Genomic DNA, 18,034 nt, shown 5'->3' with positions numbered 1-18,034 from the left:
AATGAAAATAGACTTCAATAAAAGCGCCGACGGTTTAGTACCCGTAGTAATTCAGGATTCCCAGACACTGGAAGTACTGATGCTGGGCTACATGGACCAGGAAGCCTGGGACAAAACGCAGGCCGAAAAGATAGTAACATTCTACTCGCGCTCTAAAAAACGCTTGTGGACCAAAGGTGAGACCAGCAACAACTTTCTGCATGTAAAGGAAAGCTTTGTTGATTGCGATAACGATACCATCCTGATCAAGGTAAAGGCCGATGGGCCTACCTGTCATACCGGTTCGCGCAGCTGTTTTAATACAGAGTATAACCACAACTTCATCAGCGAGTTGGAGAACATTATTGCCGACAGGTACGCTAACCCGGTAGAAGGGTCGTACGTGAACAAGCTGCGCAATAAAGGTTTAAATAAGATAGCCCAAAAAGTTGGCGAAGAAGGTGTAGAGACCGTGATAGCCGCACTGGCCGAAACCGAGACCGACCTGATCAACGAAGCATCGGATCTGGTGTTTCACCTGCTGGTGCTGTTGCGGGAGAAGGGATTGAGTTTGGAGACCATCGCGAAGAATTTGGAGAGTCGGCACAAATAACCAACTTGTCATTGCGAGGAGCGCAGCGACGCGGCGATCCCATAGGCAGGTCCACATTGCTTGTCCTATGGGATTGCCACGCTATCGCTCGCAATGACAGCTTATAAAAGCACAATGACCATAGAAAAAATAACCGAACTAAGCGGCCACTCCAACCCTATCTACACGCTGGAACTATCCCAAAAACCGGGGATACTATTCAGCGGGGGTAACGATAAGGGTTTGGTAGAATGGAGCCTGAAGGAATTTGCTTTTATCAAGGTGATGTTCCCTGTCAATGCTTCTATTTATGCTATCCATTGCCCGGCGGGGTACCCGCTGCAATTCGCCGGGTTACGCAGCGGGCAGGTACTGGTGTTCGATTTTTTGCAGCAGAAACTCATTAAAGGGCTGAACCATCACCTTAAACCGGTATTCGATATCAAGTCGGTAGCCGGTAAAAAGGAATTGCTGGTCGCATCTGAAGATGGTACCGTATCAGTATGGCACCTGGATACTTTGGAGTTACTGCATACAGTAAAGGTATCGCACGATACCATCCGCAGCATAGCCGTATCGCCCGATGAAAAGCAAATGGCTTTAGGCTGCCGCGATAACTCGGTAAGCGTTTTTAATCTGGATGATTATACACCTATCACCGCAATGCAGGGCCACACCATGGCAGTGTTCACTACGCAATACTCGCCCGATGGCCGGTATATCCTATCCGGCGCGCGCGATGCGCAGTTGAAGGTTTGGGATGCCCAAACATTCACGCTGGTGAAGAATGTGCCCGCGCATCTGTTCGCCATCAATCATATCTGCTACCACCCTACCCGGCCTATATTCGCTACTGGCAGTATGGATAAGACCATCAAACTATGGGATGCCGAAGACTTCCGGTTAATCAAGACCATCAGCCGCGAGAAGGGCTACCCGGCGCACGTCCTGTCCATCAACAAACTGGCCTGGGACGGCGACCGGTTACTGAGCGCAGGTGATGATAAGGTGATTAAGGTTTGGGGTATCTTCTAATAAAGCAAAATGTCATTTCGACCAACGGGAGAAATCTTATACGGGCGATAAGTATAGCCGTATAAGATTTCTCACTATCGTTCGAAATGACAAGTTGTATAGGGCGAATCAATCTGCTTATAGCGTATACATCCCACCATCGGCTATCAACTCGGCCCCCAGCACAAAGGTCGAATCATCCGAAGCGAAGAAGGATACTACTTTAGCTATTTCTTCCGAAGTACCAAAGCGACCTACCGGCACTTGTTTCACTATCCCCTCGCCCATTTGCTGTAACTGCTCATCGCTGATACCTAATTTAGTTGTACTATGCAATGGGGTAACAACCGGGCCCGGACTTACCGCGTTTACCCTGATGCGGCGTGGCAATAACTCGGCCGAAAGGTTTTTGATCAACGACAATAAAGCGGCCTTGCTGGCTGCATAAACGCTGGCACCAGCCATACCAATGTGGGCATTGATAGAGGTATTAAAGATGATCGAACCGCCATCGTTCACCAGCGGCAACAACTGCTGCAAGGTGAAATAAGCACCTTTAAAGTTAATGTTCATGATCTCGTCGAACATGGCTTCTTCCATCCCCTCTACCGAGTTGAATTTACCTACACCAGCGTTGATAAAGATAATATCGATGTTCGGAGTAAAGGCTTTTACTTGATCGGCCAGTTTTTTGATCTGCTGCATATCGCCGCTGTCGAATACGATACCGTAGGCGTTTTCGCCCAGTTCGGTCAGGGCCGCGTTAATTGCGCTTTGGTTGCGCCCTGTGATGATCACTTTTGCGCCCTGTGCTATAAATTCGTGGGCGGTAGCTAAACCAATACCGCTGTTACCACCTGTTATTATTGCTGTTTTACCTGCTAACTTTTTCATATTTTTATGTTTTAATACATCAAAGGGACGCTTTATTTGAACGCCCGTCAAGAAGGCACAATTTTGTAAGGGACGCACTTTTTGGTAGGTTATGGCCCCATTTTATTTAAAAGGCATCGGCCAAATTTTATATGACAAAAAAACGACAAGCTGATTATACCTGCGCCATGGAAGCGGCGCTAACCGTGATAGAGGGTAAATGGAAATTAAAGATACTGAATCAACTGCTGGCCGGCCCGGCACGATATACCGATATTAAACGCGGCGCCAAAGGCATCACCGAAAAAGTACTTACCCAACAACTGCGCGAACTGGAAGAAGACGGTATTATATTCCGCACCGTTTACCCGGTAGTGCCCCCAAAGGTAGAATACGCTTATACTGAATTAGGCAAAGAACTGACCGGCATATTTTACGCCCTCGAAAAATGGGGCAGCCATTTTATGACCGTTAATAATCCTGATGGTACCGTGGTGGAAATGGATGCCAGTTGTTTTAGTGCCGATATAGCGGAAGCACTTAAAACAAGTCAGCCTGTGCAATAAGGTCATGCGTTATTACTTATCTTATTCTCCAAAATTACTACAGAATTAAACAGTAACTTGTAATTTTTACCATATCCGCAGCCAAATGCAAACTATTTTGCTTGCGCAACGTATGTTAAACTATTGTTATCAAATTAATTCTACCTTCTTTGAAAAGTTACATTTTTATACTGCTGACATTTATAACACTCGGTGCAAAGGCACAAACCGACACTACCAAAAAAGTTAATATTGCCGATACGCTGAAAAAAGACCTGTTCACCGCGCCGGATACCGTAAAGCACCTGCACAGCCGGACTGCCTCCATGATACCGCCCATCGCCATGATCAGTTATGGTGCCGGTACTTTTGCCATACACCCCTTGCGCCGGTTTGATAAATGGATCTACCGCGAAGCTATCGAGCATAACCCTACGCCGTCAACCAAAATGGAGAACGTGATACAGTATTCGCCGGTGGCCCTGGTGTATGGGCTAAATTTGGTGGGTGTGCATGGGAAAAACACTTTTATAGACCGGACGCTCATTTACGTATTGGCGCAAGGTATGATGGGTGCATCAGTATTTTCATTAAAACACCTTACCCACCGTTTACGGCCCGATAATTCCGATTTTCTTTCGTTCCCATCGGGTCATACCAGCAACGCCTTTGTGGGCGCTGAGTTTATGGCGCAGGAATTGGGCGATAAATCCATTGCCTACAGCGTTATTGGTTACGGCCTGGGCACTACAACAGGTATACTACGCATTTATCACCAGGATCATTGGCTTAGCGATGTGATAGCCGGGGCCGGCTTCGGTATTTTAAGCACTAAAGCGGCTTACCTGCTTTACCCATATATCCGTAACCGCCTGTTTAAAGCCGGGCGCGAAAAAGAAAAGAACCGCGATGTGCCTGCTGATCTGAAAAAGAAGGATGGCAATAGCAGTATTTTGTTGCCGTCATATCAAAATGGAGCTGTGGGGTTGCAGTTTGCGATGCAGTTTTAATATACAAAGTTTCTGTGCACAGCAAATGTGGCTAAAGTCCTTTTACTTACCATATAAATCCGTCCCATAAAGTGGGACGGCAATGAATGGCCATACATACCCGATTAACATTTATTGCCGTTGGTTTTAACCAACGGGTAAAAAGCAAGCGGGAGGAGGCTTTAGCCCAAACCAAAAAGACAATGCCCTTACATCCGCTCCGGCACAGCTATACCCAGCAGGCCCATACCTGCCTTAATGATATTAGCCGATGCCGATGCCAGTTGCAAACGGAAGCGCTTCAAATCATCGCTTTCGGCTTGCAGGATAGATTTCTCGTGGTAAAACTTATTGAACGCTTTGGCCAGTTCGTAAACATAATTCGCAACAACAGCAGGATTATGCCCCGCGGCAGCGGCCTGTAACGTTTCGGGATATTGGCCCAGGGTGATGATCAGGTCACGCTCTATCGGGTCTAACCCTGTCAGCGGAACAATATCGTCTAATTGTAACGGCGCACGGCTGATCACCGAGCGGATACGCGCGTGGGTATATTGAATGAACGGCCCGGTATGTCCCTGAAAATCTACTGATTCATTAGGGTCAAACAACAGGCGTTTCTTCGGATCTACCTTTAGCAGGAAGTATTTCAACGCGCCCATGCCAATAGTATGGTATAGCTCCAGTTTTTCAGTATCTTCAAAACCATCCACCTTACCTAAGGCTTCGGTATGTTCTTTAGCAGTTTCCTCCATCTCGCGGATCAGGTCGTCGGCATCAACTACCGTGCCCTCGCGCGATTTCATTTTGCCCGATGGCAGGTCGACCATGCCGTACGACAGGTGGTACAAACCCTTAGCCCAGCTTTTCCCCAGTTTTTCCAGTATCAGGAACAGTACCTTGAAATGGTAATCCTGCTCGTTGCCCACCACGTATATCGATTCGTCCATATGGAAATCGTTATACTTCAATTGGGCGGTACCCAAATCCTGGGTAATGTATACCGATGTGCCATCGGCCCGCAATACCAGTTTCTGGTCAAGGCCATCAGCGGTAAGATCTATCCAAACCGAACCGTCTTCTTTTTTAAAGAAAACACCGGCAGCCAGGCCTTCGTCTATAATATCTTTACCTAACAGGTAGGTATTGCTTTCGTAGTAAAATTTATCAAAATCAACGCCAAGGGCTTTGTAGGTTTTATCAAAACCAGCGTATACCCAGCCGTTCATGGTTTGCCACAGGCTGATAACCTCTTTATCGCCAGCTTCCCACTTTTGCAGCATTTGCTGGGCCTCTTTAATCAGTGGAGCGTTCTTTTTAGCTTCTTCCTCGGTTTGTCCTGCCGCCTTTAACTCGTCTATTTGCTTTTTGTATTCCTTATCAAAAACCACGTAGTACTTACCCACCAAATGGTCGCCTTTCATTCCGGCCGACTCCGGCGTTTCGCCGTTACCGAATAGTTGCCAGGCCAGCATCGATTTACAGATATGGATACCCCTGTCGTTCACCAGGTTGGTTTTTACCACTTCGTAACCGGCGGCAGCCAGTATAGATGCTACCGAATACCCGAGCAGGTTATTACGCACGTGGCCCAAATGCAGCGGTTTATTGGTATTTGGCGATGAATATTCTACCATCACCTTTTTACCGTTAGGTTCGGCGGCGATGCCATCGCCGGGGAGGATGTGGTTATAAAACAGGTTTAACCAGTAGGCATCGCTTATGGATAAATTAAGGAAACCCTTGATCACATTAAAGCCCGATACTTCGGCCAGGTTGCTTTGCAGGTATTCGCCTATCTCGGTGCCGGTTTGCTCGGGCGATTTACGCGAGAGTTTGGTATATGGAAAGGTAACTATAGTAACCTGCCCTTCAAACTCTTTGCGGGTTTGCTGCAAACTCACGTCGGCAGGGTTAAGGTTGGCCTGGTATAAATGTTTTACTGCTTTAAGGGTAGCGTCGATTATAAAATCCATGGGGCAAAATTAACATTTTTTTTCGTCCCTGCCGAGTTGCCGATAGCGTTGTAGCTCATGATTAGAAAGAGGCCGTATCATAAATCAAATGATGCGGTCTTTATTTTTTTAGCCTAATAGCTGAATTTGGTATTGAGTTTCTATGGAATTTTTTGAGGGGGAGGGGGTAGCTTTCTTGGGCGAACCTGAGTGGTAAAACGACTCATTTAAGCCGCTTTTTTCCTTAGATTTTGTGCGATTGCAACTAAACCCCATTCTATTTCTACTTTTTCCTTGCCGCGGAGCATAAACCGTTTAAAGCCATGGTTCTGCTTAATATTACCAAATACAGGTTCTACATCAAAGCAGCGTTTCTTTCGCCGTTGTATGCCTTCTTCACTGTTTAACAGCTCGTGCGCCTTTTGTTTCAGGCGGTTCAGGTTTTCATTGATTTCAATGATCCGATTCCCTTTTGATTTATGGCAAATACCGTTCAGCGGACAGTTAGCGCAGTTAACTGCCTGGTATCTTTTTACCGTTTGTTCAAACTCCGTGCTTGTTTTTCTTTTACTTGTTCCGATGAAATTCATTTGCTGGCCCATCGGGCAGATGTAACAATCTTTCTCCTGGTTGTAAAAAAGCTTATTTGCTGCAAAAGGGTGCTTGTTGTTGTGATTCTCATTTTGTTCCTTATCGAACATCCCATACTTTACAAAGGCGATTGTTCCTTTTTGTTCCAACCGCGTGTAGTTCTCCTCGGAGCCATATCCGGCATCGGCTGTAAGCACTTGCGGTGCTTTGCCAAAGCTGACTTCATGCTGCGCTAAATGAGCACTTAATGTATTGGTGTCTGTGGTGTTGGAGTGAATGGTGTAATTGACAATGAACTGGTTGGATGTGGATATCTGAACATTATACCCCGGTTTTAACTGGCCGTTTTTCATGTGGTCTTCCTTCATCCGCATGAATGTGGCATCCGTATCGGTCTTGGAATAGCTGTTGCGTTCACCCAGCAGAGCTTCCTGCTGCTCATAGCGGGCAATGGCCTGCGGGTAATGTTTGCTGATATACCGCAGCTTGCTTTTGACCTGTTTGGAAACATCCTCACGCGAGGAAAGCTTCTCATTGAGTTTATCTACTGCGGCATTGACCTTTTCACTGTCAATAACAGTAAAGTCAGGCGGATCAGGCAGCCTGTCTTCTTCTTTTGCTACGCTTTGGGCATAGTCCCATATCTCTGACAGCTGCTTTTTCATCTTTTCCTTATTGGTCTGAATCGCTTTCTTCCAGACAAAGGTATACCGGTTTGCATTCGCCTCTATCTTTGTCCCGTCCGTATTCACTTCTTCAATACTGAGCAGGCCTTCCTCTGCCAAAAGTTTCACCACATCTTCGAACACATCACGCAGCGCATGCTTCAAACGTACGCCCCGGAAACGGTTGATCGTATTATGATCAGGATAGTTCATCGAACTCAGCCACATCAGGTAAACGCTTTCCCGGCAGGCTGCTGCCAGCTTTCGGCTGGAGTAGGTGTTGGTTACATACCCATATACCAGCACCTTTAACAACATTTGCGGGTGATAGCTTGAACTCCCGCGGATATGATAAGCTTTCAGCAATGGTTCCAGATAGAGCCTGTCGATCACATCGTTAACTACACGCACCGGGTGCGATGCCGGAACTAATTCGTCAAGTGTCGGAGGAATAGCCATCAACTGCCGTTGCTGGTAGGGCTTGAATACAGGTCTTTTAGAGGACATACTACGCTACTTTCGATACATAAATATATGAAAATCAGATTATTATATCAAATAAATACCCCTCTTTATTCCAATAAATTATGCACAAATAAAAAAGAGGCCATACCATGATTTATGATACAGCCTCTACCGGTTTACTCTACCCCTGCACCGGCTTCAGCGGAAACTCGAGAATAAATTCGGTGCCCTCATCAAGGTTGCTTTTTACTTTTATTTTGCCGCCTAAGCGTTCTACCTGCATTTTAACCATAAACAAGCCCATACCTTTCCCCTCCACACTTACATCAAAGCGTTTGTACAGGCCAAACAGGTGCCGGCCATACCGCAAAAGGTCGATACCGCGGCCATTGTCTTTAAAACAAATGCAGGCCTTGCTGCCATCAAGCCTGGTACTGATGCCGATAAGCGGATCGGCCCCTGCCCGTTTATACTTAATGCTGTTTACAATAAGGTTTTGGAAGATGCTATACATATAACCCTTTAAGCTCATCATTTCGCTTATCCCGCTAAAATCGCAGCTGATCTTTGCCCGGTTCTTTACCACCAGGTCGGCAATAGCCGTTTTCACCTCGTCTACCAATCGCGGCAGCGAAACCATTTCCAGCGTTTCGTTAGCGGCATTATTTACCTGCAGGATATTGTTCAGATCGATGATCACCTTATCTAAATTACCAACCGATTCAGTAAGCGCGTCCAATGCCTGCCCGTTCTCGCTGTCGCCATCAACACCGTTCAACTGCATAATATCCGCCAGGCCCATAATATTGGCCACCGGTGCGCGCAGGTTGTGCGATATGATATAGGTAAACTGTTCCAGATCTTTATTACGCTGTATCAGGTCGGCGGTCATGCGGTCGCGCTCAAGGTCGGCCATTTTTTTCTCGGTGATATTTTTAAGGGTAAGGATAATGCCCGACGGCTGCTTCTCGTTATTTAGCACGCTTACCCACCTCACCTCGTACCAAACCGTTTGGTTATGGGGCAACGGATAGGATACTTCGTATGTGATAGACGATTTTTCCTTCAAACTTTCTATCATTTTCAGCACATCGTCTTTCCTTTCGGGCGAGCTGTAATAAAAAGCCGACAGGCCGGCCTTCAACTCTTTATGAAAATGCAATGCCGCCAACTCGCTGGCATTATGGTTAAACGAAACTACAATACCCTGTATATCAAACAAAATAATAGCATGCTCGCTATTCTCGAACACCGACCGCAGGTTCGATTCCGATTGCAGCAAAGAAGCTTCGGCCAGCTTGCGTTCGGTAATATCACGTATAAAAACCGACAGCCCCTGTGGGGTAGGATAAATGTGGCTTTCCTCCCAAAAATTTAAGGGTGCGTAATAATCCTCGTTCCAAACGTATTGTCCGGTTTCCATTGCTTTATAAAATGCTTTATAAGTGCTTGATCCAACTACATCGGGGAATGTTTCCCATACGTTACGGCCGATAAGCCATTGCGAATCGAGCCCAAGCATCTCGCCTAAACGCCGGTTGGCATAGGTATAGTTAAAGTTTTTGTCTAATGTTATAAAGCCATCGGTTATGCTGTCCAGTATGTTTTCTATTTGTTTATTCTTCTCCCGCAACTGCTCCTCGGCTACTACACGGTCGGTTACATCCTTAAAATTACATACCACGGCACCAATATCCGGATCGTCCAGCCGGTTATTCAGCAGGCACTCTATCCATATATAATGCCCCTTTTTATGTTGCGTGCGATAAGTGCTGAGCATGGGTTTATTTGGATGCTCAAGTACATCATTCAATGTGGCAACCACCTGTGGTAGGTCATCAGGATGTACCAGCGATTCGTAAGGCTGTACAGCCCGTTCTACATCGTTCCACCCGTTTATCCGTTCGGCCGAGCGGCTGCGGTAAAACACCTGCAGGTTGCGATCGAGCAGCGATATGCCATCGTAACTGTTCTCTATCAGTTTCCTGAAACGGCGTTCTTTGCTGATGATCTCGTCGGTGTTTATCTTCACCAGGCGTTCCAGCTCGGCATTTATCAGTATTTTCTGGTCTTCGCTTTTCTTAAGTTCGGTAATGTCGCGTGTAACTTTGGCAAAACCTGCCAGGCGGCCATGATCGTCGTAAACAGTGGTTAAAACTACATGGGCCCAAAATACCGAGCCATCCTTTTTCACGCGCCAGCCCTCGGTTTTATAAATATTATTGCGCAGGGCTTCGCTCAGTATTTTGCCGGGCATGTTTTCCCGTCTATCCTTTTCGGTATAAAAAACAGAGATATGCTGGCCGATGATCTCGTCGGCAGTGTAGCCTTTTATATTTTCGGCCCCTTTGTTCCAGCTTTGGATGTAGCCGTTAGGGTCGAGCATAAAAATAGCGTAGTCTTCAATCTGATCGATCAGCATTTTAAAAAGCGTATTGTCAAATCGATTATACAAGTCTGGTTTAGGTGAGTTAGCAAACAACAAAACAGTACAAATTAGGTATACAAAATCTCTTACATCACAAGTTAGCACCTTTTGCTACTATTTACAAACAAAATTATCGTTCAAATTAAAACTAATTATTACGTTAATACAACCAAAAGTTGTCAAATAGCTATAACCGTGCGCTTTATGTGCCAGGAAGTTTTCCGCGGGTTATCCTTAATTGGGATAAATAAATTGCTCGGGACAGAATCGAAAATTTTGAAATAATAGCCATGGGTTTCAAATCCATAGCTGTATAGACTGACATTGAATGAAGTTTAATAAAATGCAGTTTGATAATGCCGCAGTTGTGAAGACTCACCCGGTCATGGCTTCGCCCGACCACCCTCTCTCCGCTGTGCGGAAAGAGGGGACTACTCGGTAACCCATCTAAAAAATGCTGACACCCAAGCCTGCCATCGCCCCAATAAAATAAAAATGCACTGACAGCTTGTCGGAAAGCGCTAAATGGCAGGATACTTGTTTTGCACTACCTGCAAATGATATTTAAACACATGTTGAAGAAAAAGAAGAAGGAAGATATGGAGCATACAGAACTGCACGACGAACTGTCAGCAGAAGAAACTTTAAATAATGAAGAAACGGCAGAAGAAACGGCTGCCACACACGAAGTAAAAGATGGCCCTACCGCCGAAGATAAACTAAAGGAAGAAGTTGCCCAGGCTAACGATAAATACCTGCGCCTTTATGCCGAGTTTGATAACTTCCGCCGCCGCACGCGACAAGAACGTGCCGACGAGCGCAAGGAAGCCGGCAAGGAAGCCATTGTTGCCCTGCTGCCTGTTCTGGACGATTTTGAACGTGCTGAAAAGGCCATGCAAAATGCTACCGATGTTAACGCTGTAAAAGAAGGCGTAGCTTTAATTCAAAACAAACTTAAAAATATACTGACGCAAAAAGGCCTGAAAGAAATGGAAGCCAAAGGTACCACTTTTGATGCTGATATTCATGAGGCTATCACCAGCATCCCAGCCCCAACCGATGATTTGAAGGGCAAGGTGGTTGATGAACTGGAAAAAGGTTATTACCTTAACGACAAGGTAGTACGTTTTGCAAAAGTGGTAGTAGGGGCGTGAGGTTAGTTAATTAGAGATTAGTTGATTAGAGATTAGTTGCATTGCTTAAACCCGATCAACTCAATCTAACTTAATTAACTTAGAACATATAGAATAAGATGTCAAAAAGAGATTATTATGATGTATTGGGCGTAGCAAAAGGCGCCTCGGCCGATGATATTAAAAAGGCATATCGCAAAATGGCCATTAAATATCACCCCGATAAAAACCCGGGCGATAAACAGGCCGAGGAAAGCTTTAAGGAAGCGGCCGAAGCCTACGAGGTATTAAGCAACCCCGAAAAACGCCAGCGGTACGATCAGTTTGGCCACGCGGCCAATGCCGGCTCGGCCAGTGGCGGCGGTTACGGCGGCGGTATGGATATGAACGACATATTCAGCCAGTTTGGCGATATTTTTGGCGGCGGTAGTCCGTTCGAGGGATTCTTCGGTGGCGGCGGTCGACAAGGCGGTGGCCGCAGGGTAGCCCGTGGCAGCAACCTGCGTATTAAGGTGCGCCTAACCCTTGAAGAGATTGCCAACGGTGCCGAAAAGAAGATCAAAGTAAACAAGCAGATCATCTGTAAAACCTGCGACGGCAGCGGCGCTAAAGATAAATCATCGTTCCAAACCTGTAAAACCTGCGGCGGCAGCGGCGCGGTGCGCAGGGTAACCAATACCATTTTGGGCCAGATGCAAACCACCAGCACCTGCCCTACCTGTAACGGCGAAGGCACGCAAATCACATCAAAATGTAACGTTTGCCATGGCGATGGCGTAGTACGCGGCGAAGAGACCATCACCATCAACATCCCTGCCGGCGTAAGCGAAGGCATGCAGCTAAGCATGAGCGGCAAAGGTAACGCTGCCCCACGCGGCGGTGTTCCGGGCGACCTGATCATTCTGGTGGAGGAAGTTCCGCACGAGACGCTGAAGCGCGATGGCAATAACGTGATCTATGATATGCACATCAGCTTTATTGATGCCGCCTTAGGCACCAGCGTTGAAGTACCAACCATCGAGGGAAAAGCGAAGATAAAGATAGAGGCAGGCACGCAAGGCGGCCGCATCCTGCGCCTGAAGAGTAAAGGTGTACCCGAAGTAAACTCGTACCACCGCGGCGACCAGTTGGTGCATATCAACATCTGGACACCAAAGGCCCTTAACCGCGAAGAGCGTGAAATACTGGAAAAACTACAGGATTCGCCAAACTTTAAACCCAACCCGGGTAAGAACGAGAAGAGTTTCTTTGAACGGATGAAGGAGTATTTTGATTAAGATATAATCTGTAGGCTCACCCGCCCGTGGCTTCGCCCGGGCACCCTCTCTCGGCTTTGCGGAAACAGGGGTATAGAAGTCTTAAAACTAAACATATCCACCACGCCATTGCGAGGTGGCCAATCTGTTAATAATTGTTAAAAAGAGGCCATAATATACCCATTATGGCCTCTTTCACGTTTATCAGTTTTCAACCCGGCTTTTTTCATCTTATCTTTAAACATGCTCCGTTATACCATTCTATCACTGCTGTGCTGCATGTTTTTCGTGGATACCCGCGCGCAAACTATTAAGGCTACCGTGTTCGAAAATCATACCCGCGTTACCCTACAGGGCATTTTTATACGCAACCTTAGTAATAAGGAAAGCGCCATTACCGATGTAAAAGGCAAATTCAGCCTGAAGGCGAAGCTTAACGACCTGCTGGTGTTCACCGGCTATGGCTATCTTAACGATACATTGCTGGTGACCAACCTAAAAATGGAAGAGGTATTTCTTGAACCTAAAACCAATATGCTGAACCAGGTGGATATCTCTACGCCCGAAGTAAATACCGGGAGCGGTTGGTCTGACCCTGCTTTTCATAATCAAACCACCATCTACCAGCGCAATGCTGATGGATCTTATAAAGGCGGTGTGGCATTCAGGATATGGTCATCTAAAGGGGCTGAACACAAACGCCAAAAGCTGGCGCAAAAACAGGCGGAGGAGGAAGTGAACCAGCAGATCCTCAAAGTATTCACCGCGAAGAACCTGGCCAAATACCTACCCCTGCCCCCGGTTGAAATAGAAGGTTTTATTACGCGATATACGCCAGGTGCAAAAGTGTATACAGCTAATGATTTTAACCTGCTGGCCTATTTAGATAAGTGCTACAAGGAGTATATGAAGCTACCGCCTGAGAAAAGGGTGCCTGTGAAGTTGGCAGCGCCGGGGAAATAGTCATTGGTCATTGGTCATTGGTCATTGGTCATTGGTCATTGGTTTGGCTAAAGCCACTTTTATCGTCTCATATTCCGTCCCATAAATGGGACGGCAATGAATTTTACATGCCCGGTTCATTGCCGTTGGCTTTAGCCAACGGTTAAGCGCAAACACAAACAGGGCTTTAGCCCAAACACGGCAATGAATTTCACATTGCACGGTTCATTACCGTTGGCTTTAGCCAATGGTTAAGCGCAAACATAAGCAGGGCTTTAGCCCAAACACGGCAATGAATTTCACATGCCCGGTTCATTGCCGTTGGCTTTAGCCAACGGTTAAGTGCAAACACAAGCAGGGCTTTAGCCCAAACACGGCAATGAATTTCAAATGCCCGGTTCATTGCCGTTGGCTTTAGCCAACGGTTAAGTGCAAACACAAGCAGGGCTTTAGCCCAAACACGTTAGATTCAATTTATCATGATGACTATTGCAGACCACTCCATCTTTACTAATAAAAACATACTTTTGCCATATGCTGGAAGGTAAAAAGATTATTCTTGGGGTTTGTGGCAGTATAGCAGGGTATAAATCGGCTACGCTGGTGCGCCTGCTGGTAAAGGCCGGCGCGCAGGTGCAGGTGGTAATGACTAAGGATGCTACCGGCTTTATCACTCCGCTTACACTTTCCACACTTTCAAAAAAGCCCGTTCTGGTCGATTATTACAAGAATGACACCGGCGAATGGAACAACCATGTGGAGTTAGGGCTTTGGGGCGACCTGATGCTGATAGCCCCCGCCAGCGCCAATACCATGGCAAAAATGGCTACCGGTTTGTGCGATAATTTGCTAATGGCCGTTTACCTATCGGCCAAATGCCCGGTTTACTTTGCGCCCGCAATGGATCTGGACATGTGGAAGCATGAATCTACACAGACCAACGTAGCTAAACTGGTAAAATATGGCAATACCCTCATCCCTCCCGGCAGCGGCGAACTGGCCAGCGGCTTAAGCGGCGAAGGCCGCATGTCAGAGCCGGAGGAGATTGTCGACTTCCTGTCCACCGAAATAAAAAAAAAACTGCCACTAAATCATAAGAAAGTACTGGTTACCGCCGGCCCCACTTACGAGGCTATCGATCCGGTACGCTTCATCGGCAACCATTCATCGGGTAAAATGGGGTTTGCCATTGCCGCCCAATTGGTTAAGTTGGGGGCTGATGTTACATTGGTTACCGGCCCAACGGCTTTAAAAAGCGGAATGGGCATTAAACGCATCGATGTTACCTCGGCCGCCGAGATGCTGGAGGCCTGTACAGCAAATTTCCCAAATACCAATGCCTGTGTAATGAGCGCAGCTGTAGCCGATTACACCCCGGTAACCGTGGCATCGCAAAAAATAAAGAAGCAAGATGCCGGCTTCAATATCGAACTAAAGAAAACCACAGATATTTTAAAAACACTGGGCGGCATGAAACAACCCGGGCAGGTATTGGCCGGCTTCGCGCTGGAGACTAACGACGAGGAGCAAAACGCCATCGGTAAGCTGCAAAGCAAAAATCTTGATTTTATTGTATTAAATTCGCTTAACGATAAGGGCGCGGGTTTCCGTACCGATACCAATAAGATCACCATTATAGACCGCGACCTGCAAAAAACCGTATACGATTTAAAAAGCAAGGACGACGCGGCCATTGATATTTGTAATAAAGTAACCGCACTGTTAACTGCATGAAAAAACTGGCACTGTACATTATTTTATTTTGTTGCGGATTTACCGTGAACGCGCAGGACCTTAACGCCCGCGTGCAGGTGCTTACCCCTAAAATACAAACCAGTAACAAGCGTGTATTCCAATCGCTTGAAACGGCCATGAAGGATTTCCTGAACGGGCGCAAATGGGCTGCCGACGATATCCTGTCGCAGGAACGCATTGATTGCAGCTTTACCTTTAATATCATATCGTGGGATGGCAACAGCGCCTTTAGTGCCGAATTGCAGGTGCAATCACAGCGGCCGGTTTACAACGCGTCGTACACCACTACCCTACTGAATGTTAACGACCGCGATTTTGATTTTACCTATACCGAGGGCCAAACCATCGACTATACCGACCAAAGTTTTCAAAACAACCTGAGTGCCGTGATGGCTTTTTATGCCTACATGATAGTAGGGATGGATTACGACAGCTTTTCGAAACTTGGAGGTACCCCCTACTTCGCAGCCGCGCAAAATATCGTTAACAACGCCCAGGCCAGCAGCTATAAGGGCTGGAAGGCATTCGACAGCAACCTGAACCGCTACTGGCTGGCCGAAAACTTGAATAACCGGGTTTACAGCAACCTGCGCGGCTTTGTGTACGATTACCACCGCAACGGCCTTGACCTGATGGCCGATAACGCCGCCAAAGGCCGCAAAGTTATTGCCGGCATACTCCCTGTACTTACCCAGTTAGATCGTCAGCGTGTTGGCGCCATGCTACCTACCGTATTCTTCACCGCCAAAAGCGATGAGTTGGTGGGCATCTTCACCCGGGCCGACCTGCAGCAGAAGAACCAGGCCATGAATATCCTCACCAAGGCCGACCCGGCCAACGGAAATAAATACGCCGTGCTGCAACATAACTGATTTTGCTCGAAATCAAGCATAAATATCTCTTGTAAAACATTTCGCTCCGCCGAAGCTCTTAATTGAGTGTTAGCGTTATGCTATTAACATATCGCGCCCCTGGCGCTCAACTCCAAACAAGTCCCCATGGGCAATGTCATTAAGTTAACGTGAGTTCGATATAAGAGGCGGGATTTATTTAATGATATATCTATCTGATAATCAAATAAGTAAGCATATTTTGTTATATTTAAGTGTCGAATTTAAAGAAACAATCTATGCTTACTCTTGATAAAATTACCGAAATTTTCTTTCTGGCCGATGAATATTGCCATTATTTTAATCAACACATTGATGATTGTATGATTAAGCTTGATAGCGATACAACATTAAAGACCCGTAACAAACCTTGCGGACTTTCTCAGAGTGAAGTAATAACCATCCTGATCTGTTTCCATCTATCCGATTACAGAACGTTAAAACACTTCTATTTGGACTATGTCTGCGTTCATCTATGCCGGGAGTTCCCACACCTGGTTTCTTATAACCGTTTTGTGGAATTACAGCAGAAATACGCCTTGCCCATGTTGATGTTTGTCAGCGCCCATAGCCTTGGCAACTGCACAGGTATTTCTTTTATAGATTCTACAAGATTAGAGGTTTGTGCGAAAGAGCGGATACATCAGAATAAAGTTTTCAGCGGGGCCGCTTCACGCGGCTACTCTACGATGGGCTGGTTTTATGGATTTAAATTACACTTAGTAATCAATGACATGGGTGAAATAATTGCATTCCAACTCACCCAGGGCAGCGTATCCGACAATAATACCGACCTGCTGCTTACACTTTGCAAGAAACTATTTGGCAAGTTATATGGTGATAAGGGATATTTGGTAAAACAGTCTGTTTTCGAGCATCTTTTTCATAGTGGTGTGCAACTCATTACTAAGATCAAACGCAATATGAAAAACAAATTGATGAGCATCTCTGATAAAATCATGCTTAGAAAACGGAGCGTGGTCGAATGCGTAAATGATGCTTTGAAAAATATTTGTCAGATAGAACATTCCAGGCACCGGTCTATATCAGGCTTTATTATTAACCTATACAGCGGAATTGCCGCTTACAGTTTCCTCCCTAAGAAACCATCCATCAAAACTCATTTTGAATTTGATCATTCAAAATCACTGCAACTTTCGCTCTAATGCTTATATCGAACTCACGTTAACTTAAGGGCCTAACAACCTCGTAGAGGTTAAATATTGGTAGAAAACGGATCGGAAAATAAAGCAACGCCGTAGGTGTTGAATATAAAAAATATAGAGTACCTACGGCACTCAGAAATCTATTGGGGCATTTTTCTACCAATATTTTACTCCTACGGAGTATCGAAATCTCTTAAATAATGACATTGCCCGGAGGGACGACATGTTAATAGAATCATACACCGAAGTATAATAGGCCCCCCCGAGGGGTGGCATGTAATATTTCCTACATCCCTGCAACATAACTGATCCCGCCGCGTCTTATCAGTAAAAATAATTTCAAATTTATTTTGATTTACGAAAATCATCGTAGATATTTGTACGACAAGTTTCGTAGAATAGTAAATAAGCGACATGAACATTAAAGCAACCGATAGCGAACTGGAGATCTTAAACGTACTGTGGAAACAGGGCACAGCCACCGTTAGGGAAGTACACGAAGAACTAGCTAAAACCAAAGATGCCGGCTATACCACTACCCTAAAGCTAATGCAAATTATGTATGACAAGGGTTTGGTAGACAGGGACGCGACCGCCAAAACACACATCTACAAAGCTATCGTTACACAGGGCCAGGCCCAGCAAAACGCGCTGGATAAGATCATCTCAACCGTGTTCGAAGGTTCAACCGCCGACCTGGTGATCCAGGCACTGGGCAACCATCGCGCCAGTAACGAGGAGATAGACGCTATCAAAAAATATCTGCAACAGTTTGATCAGGATAAAAAATAAAATA

General features: G+C 46.1%; 15 protein-coding genes. 11 read left to right on the top strand and 4 right to left on the bottom strand.

Features of this window, described 5'->3' with window-relative positions; all coding sequences use genetic code 11:
* The first annotated feature begins 1 nt into the window (after position 1).
* On the top strand, positions 2–592 hold the full coding sequence (hisIE, locus tag HQ865_RS06870; protein ID WP_173414179.1) for a bifunctional phosphoribosyl-AMP cyclohydrolase/phosphoribosyl-ATP diphosphatase HisIE: 591 nt from the start codon (positions 2–4) through the stop codon (positions 590–592).
* Positions 593–706: 114 nt separating this feature from the next.
* On the top strand, positions 707–1,606 hold the full coding sequence (locus tag HQ865_RS06865) for a WD40 repeat domain-containing protein (protein WP_173414178.1): 900 nt from the start codon (positions 707–709) through the stop codon (positions 1,604–1,606).
* Positions 1,607–1,723: 117 nt separating this feature from the next.
* Here HQ865_RS06865 and HQ865_RS06860 read toward each other — a convergent pair whose 3' ends face one another.
* Positions 1,724–2,479: an SDR family oxidoreductase gene (locus HQ865_RS06860; RefSeq protein ID WP_173414177.1), complete on the bottom strand. Its 756-nt coding sequence runs from the start codon at positions 2,477–2,479 to the stop codon at positions 1,724–1,726.
* Between the two features lie 131 nt (positions 2,480–2,610).
* Here HQ865_RS06860 and HQ865_RS06855 point away from each other — a divergent pair, with 131 nt between their 5' ends.
* Both HQ865_RS06855 and HQ865_RS06850 read left to right on the top strand, forming a co-directional pair.
* Entirely contained in the window at positions 2,611–3,024 is a 414-nt protein-coding gene (locus HQ865_RS06855) for a winged helix-turn-helix transcriptional regulator (protein WP_173414176.1), read from the top strand.
* Between the two features lie 149 nt (positions 3,025–3,173).
* Positions 3,174–4,013 carry a phosphatase PAP2 family protein gene (locus HQ865_RS06850; protein WP_173414175.1) on the top strand — a complete coding sequence of 280 codons (840 nt, stop codon included), beginning with the start codon at positions 3,174–3,176 and terminating at the stop codon, positions 4,011–4,013.
* Positions 4,014–4,201: 188 nt separating this feature from the next.
* On the opposite strand, the gene argS is transcribed toward HQ865_RS06850, so the two are convergent.
* The 3 genes from argS to HQ865_RS06835 all read right to left on the bottom strand — a co-directional run bounded on the left by argS (position 4,202) and on the right by HQ865_RS06835 (position 10,090).
* A complete protein-coding gene (gene argS / locus HQ865_RS06845) occupies positions 4,202–5,968 on the bottom strand; it encodes an arginine--tRNA ligase (protein WP_173414174.1) in 1,767 nt (588 codons plus the stop codon).
* Positions 5,969–6,174: 206 nt separating this feature from the next.
* Positions 6,175–7,710 (bottom strand): IS1182 family transposase, encoded by a 1,536-nt coding sequence (locus HQ865_RS06840; RefSeq protein WP_173412997.1) that lies wholly within the window; start codon positions 7,708–7,710, stop codon positions 6,175–6,177.
* A 139-nt stretch (positions 7,711–7,849) separates the two neighbouring features.
* Positions 7,850–10,090: a PAS domain-containing sensor histidine kinase gene (locus tag HQ865_RS06835; protein ID WP_173414173.1), complete on the bottom strand. Its 2,241-nt coding sequence runs from the start codon at positions 10,088–10,090 to the stop codon at positions 7,850–7,852.
* A gap of 563 nt (positions 10,091–10,653) precedes the next feature.
* On the opposite strand from HQ865_RS06835, the gene HQ865_RS06830 reads away from it, so the two are divergent.
* From HQ865_RS06830 to HQ865_RS06800, 7 genes are all read left to right on the top strand, one after another.
* Positions 10,654–11,250, top strand: a complete 597-nt coding sequence (locus HQ865_RS06830; RefSeq protein WP_237073761.1) for a nucleotide exchange factor GrpE — start codon at positions 10,654–10,656, stop codon at positions 11,248–11,250.
* A 98-nt stretch (positions 11,251–11,348) separates the two neighbouring features.
* Positions 11,349–12,506 carry a molecular chaperone DnaJ gene (dnaJ, locus tag HQ865_RS06825; RefSeq protein WP_173414172.1) on the top strand — a complete coding sequence of 386 codons (1,158 nt, stop codon included), beginning with the start codon at positions 11,349–11,351 and terminating at the stop codon, positions 12,504–12,506.
* Between the two features lie 222 nt (positions 12,507–12,728).
* Positions 12,729–13,448 (top strand): hypothetical protein, encoded by a 720-nt coding sequence (locus HQ865_RS06820; RefSeq protein ID WP_173414171.1) that lies wholly within the window; start codon positions 12,729–12,731, stop codon positions 13,446–13,448.
* A gap of 513 nt (positions 13,449–13,961) precedes the next feature.
* Positions 13,962–15,161 carry a bifunctional phosphopantothenoylcysteine decarboxylase/phosphopantothenate--cysteine ligase CoaBC gene (coaBC, locus tag HQ865_RS06815; RefSeq protein ID WP_173414170.1) on the top strand — a complete coding sequence of 400 codons (1,200 nt, stop codon included), beginning with the start codon at positions 13,962–13,964 and terminating at the stop codon, positions 15,159–15,161.
* Positions 15,158–16,054 (top strand): type IX secretion system protein PorD, encoded by an 897-nt coding sequence (gene porD, locus HQ865_RS06810; RefSeq protein WP_173414169.1) that lies wholly within the window; start codon positions 15,158–15,160, stop codon positions 16,052–16,054. Before coaBC ends, porD begins: the two co-directional genes overlap by 4 nt.
* Before the next feature lie 257 nt (positions 16,055–16,311).
* Positions 16,312–17,238, top strand: coding sequence for an IS982 family transposase (locus tag HQ865_RS06805; RefSeq protein WP_173414168.1), 927 nt, complete (start codon positions 16,312–16,314; stop codon positions 17,236–17,238).
* A 414-nt stretch (positions 17,239–17,652) separates the two neighbouring features.
* Positions 17,653–18,030 carry a BlaI/MecI/CopY family transcriptional regulator gene (locus HQ865_RS06800; RefSeq protein WP_173414167.1) on the top strand — a complete coding sequence of 126 codons (378 nt, stop codon included), beginning with the start codon at positions 17,653–17,655 and terminating at the stop codon, positions 18,028–18,030.
* The last annotated feature ends 4 nt before the right edge of the window (positions 18,031–18,034 follow it).

It is taken from the genome of Mucilaginibacter mali (assembly GCF_013283875.1).
In the GTDB taxonomy this organism is placed as follows: Bacteria; Bacteroidota; Bacteroidia; order Sphingobacteriales; family Sphingobacteriaceae; genus Mucilaginibacter; species Mucilaginibacter mali.
Note: the sequence above shows the minus strand (reverse complement) of the source record. Positions and strands in the feature narration are given on the sequence as shown.

Bases quoted from the DNA above. Each gene is read 5' to 3' on its own strand.
- HQ865_RS06830 (WP_237073761.1), top strand. From the start codon at position 10,654: ATGATATTTAAACACATGTTGAAGAAAAAGAAGAAGGAAGATATGGAG.
- argS (WP_173414174.1), bottom strand. From the start codon at position 5,968: ATGGATTTTATAATCGACGCTACCCTTAAAGCAGTAAAACATTTATAC.
- HQ865_RS06805 (WP_173414168.1), top strand. From the start codon at position 16,312: ATGCTTACTCTTGATAAAATTACCGAAATTTTCTTTCTGGCCGATGAA.
- coaBC (WP_173414170.1), top strand. From the start codon at position 13,962: ATGCTGGAAGGTAAAAAGATTATTCTTGGGGTTTGTGGCAGTATAGCA.
- HQ865_RS06835 (WP_173414173.1), bottom strand. From the start codon at position 10,090: ATGCTGATCGATCAGATTGAAGACTACGCTATTTTTATGCTCGACCCT.
- porD (WP_173414169.1), top strand. From the start codon at position 15,158: ATGAAAAAACTGGCACTGTACATTATTTTATTTTGTTGCGGATTTACC.
- HQ865_RS06865 (WP_173414178.1), top strand. From the start codon at position 707: ATGACCATAGAAAAAATAACCGAACTAAGCGGCCACTCCAACCCTATC.
- HQ865_RS06800 (WP_173414167.1), top strand. From the start codon at position 17,653: ATGAACATTAAAGCAACCGATAGCGAACTGGAGATCTTAAACGTACTG.
- HQ865_RS06855 (WP_173414176.1), top strand. From the start codon at position 2,611: ATGACAAAAAAACGACAAGCTGATTATACCTGCGCCATGGAAGCGGCG.
- HQ865_RS06860 (WP_173414177.1), bottom strand. From the start codon at position 2,479: ATGAAAAAGTTAGCAGGTAAAACAGCAATAATAACAGGTGGTAACAGC.
- dnaJ (WP_173414172.1), top strand. From the start codon at position 11,349: ATGTCAAAAAGAGATTATTATGATGTATTGGGCGTAGCAAAAGGCGCC.
- hisIE (WP_173414179.1), top strand. From the start codon at position 2: ATGAAAATAGACTTCAATAAAAGCGCCGACGGTTTAGTACCCGTAGTA.
- HQ865_RS06840 (WP_173412997.1), bottom strand. From the start codon at position 7,710: ATGTCCTCTAAAAGACCTGTATTCAAGCCCTACCAGCAACGGCAGTTG.
- HQ865_RS06820 (WP_173414171.1), top strand. From the start codon at position 12,729: ATGCTCCGTTATACCATTCTATCACTGCTGTGCTGCATGTTTTTCGTG.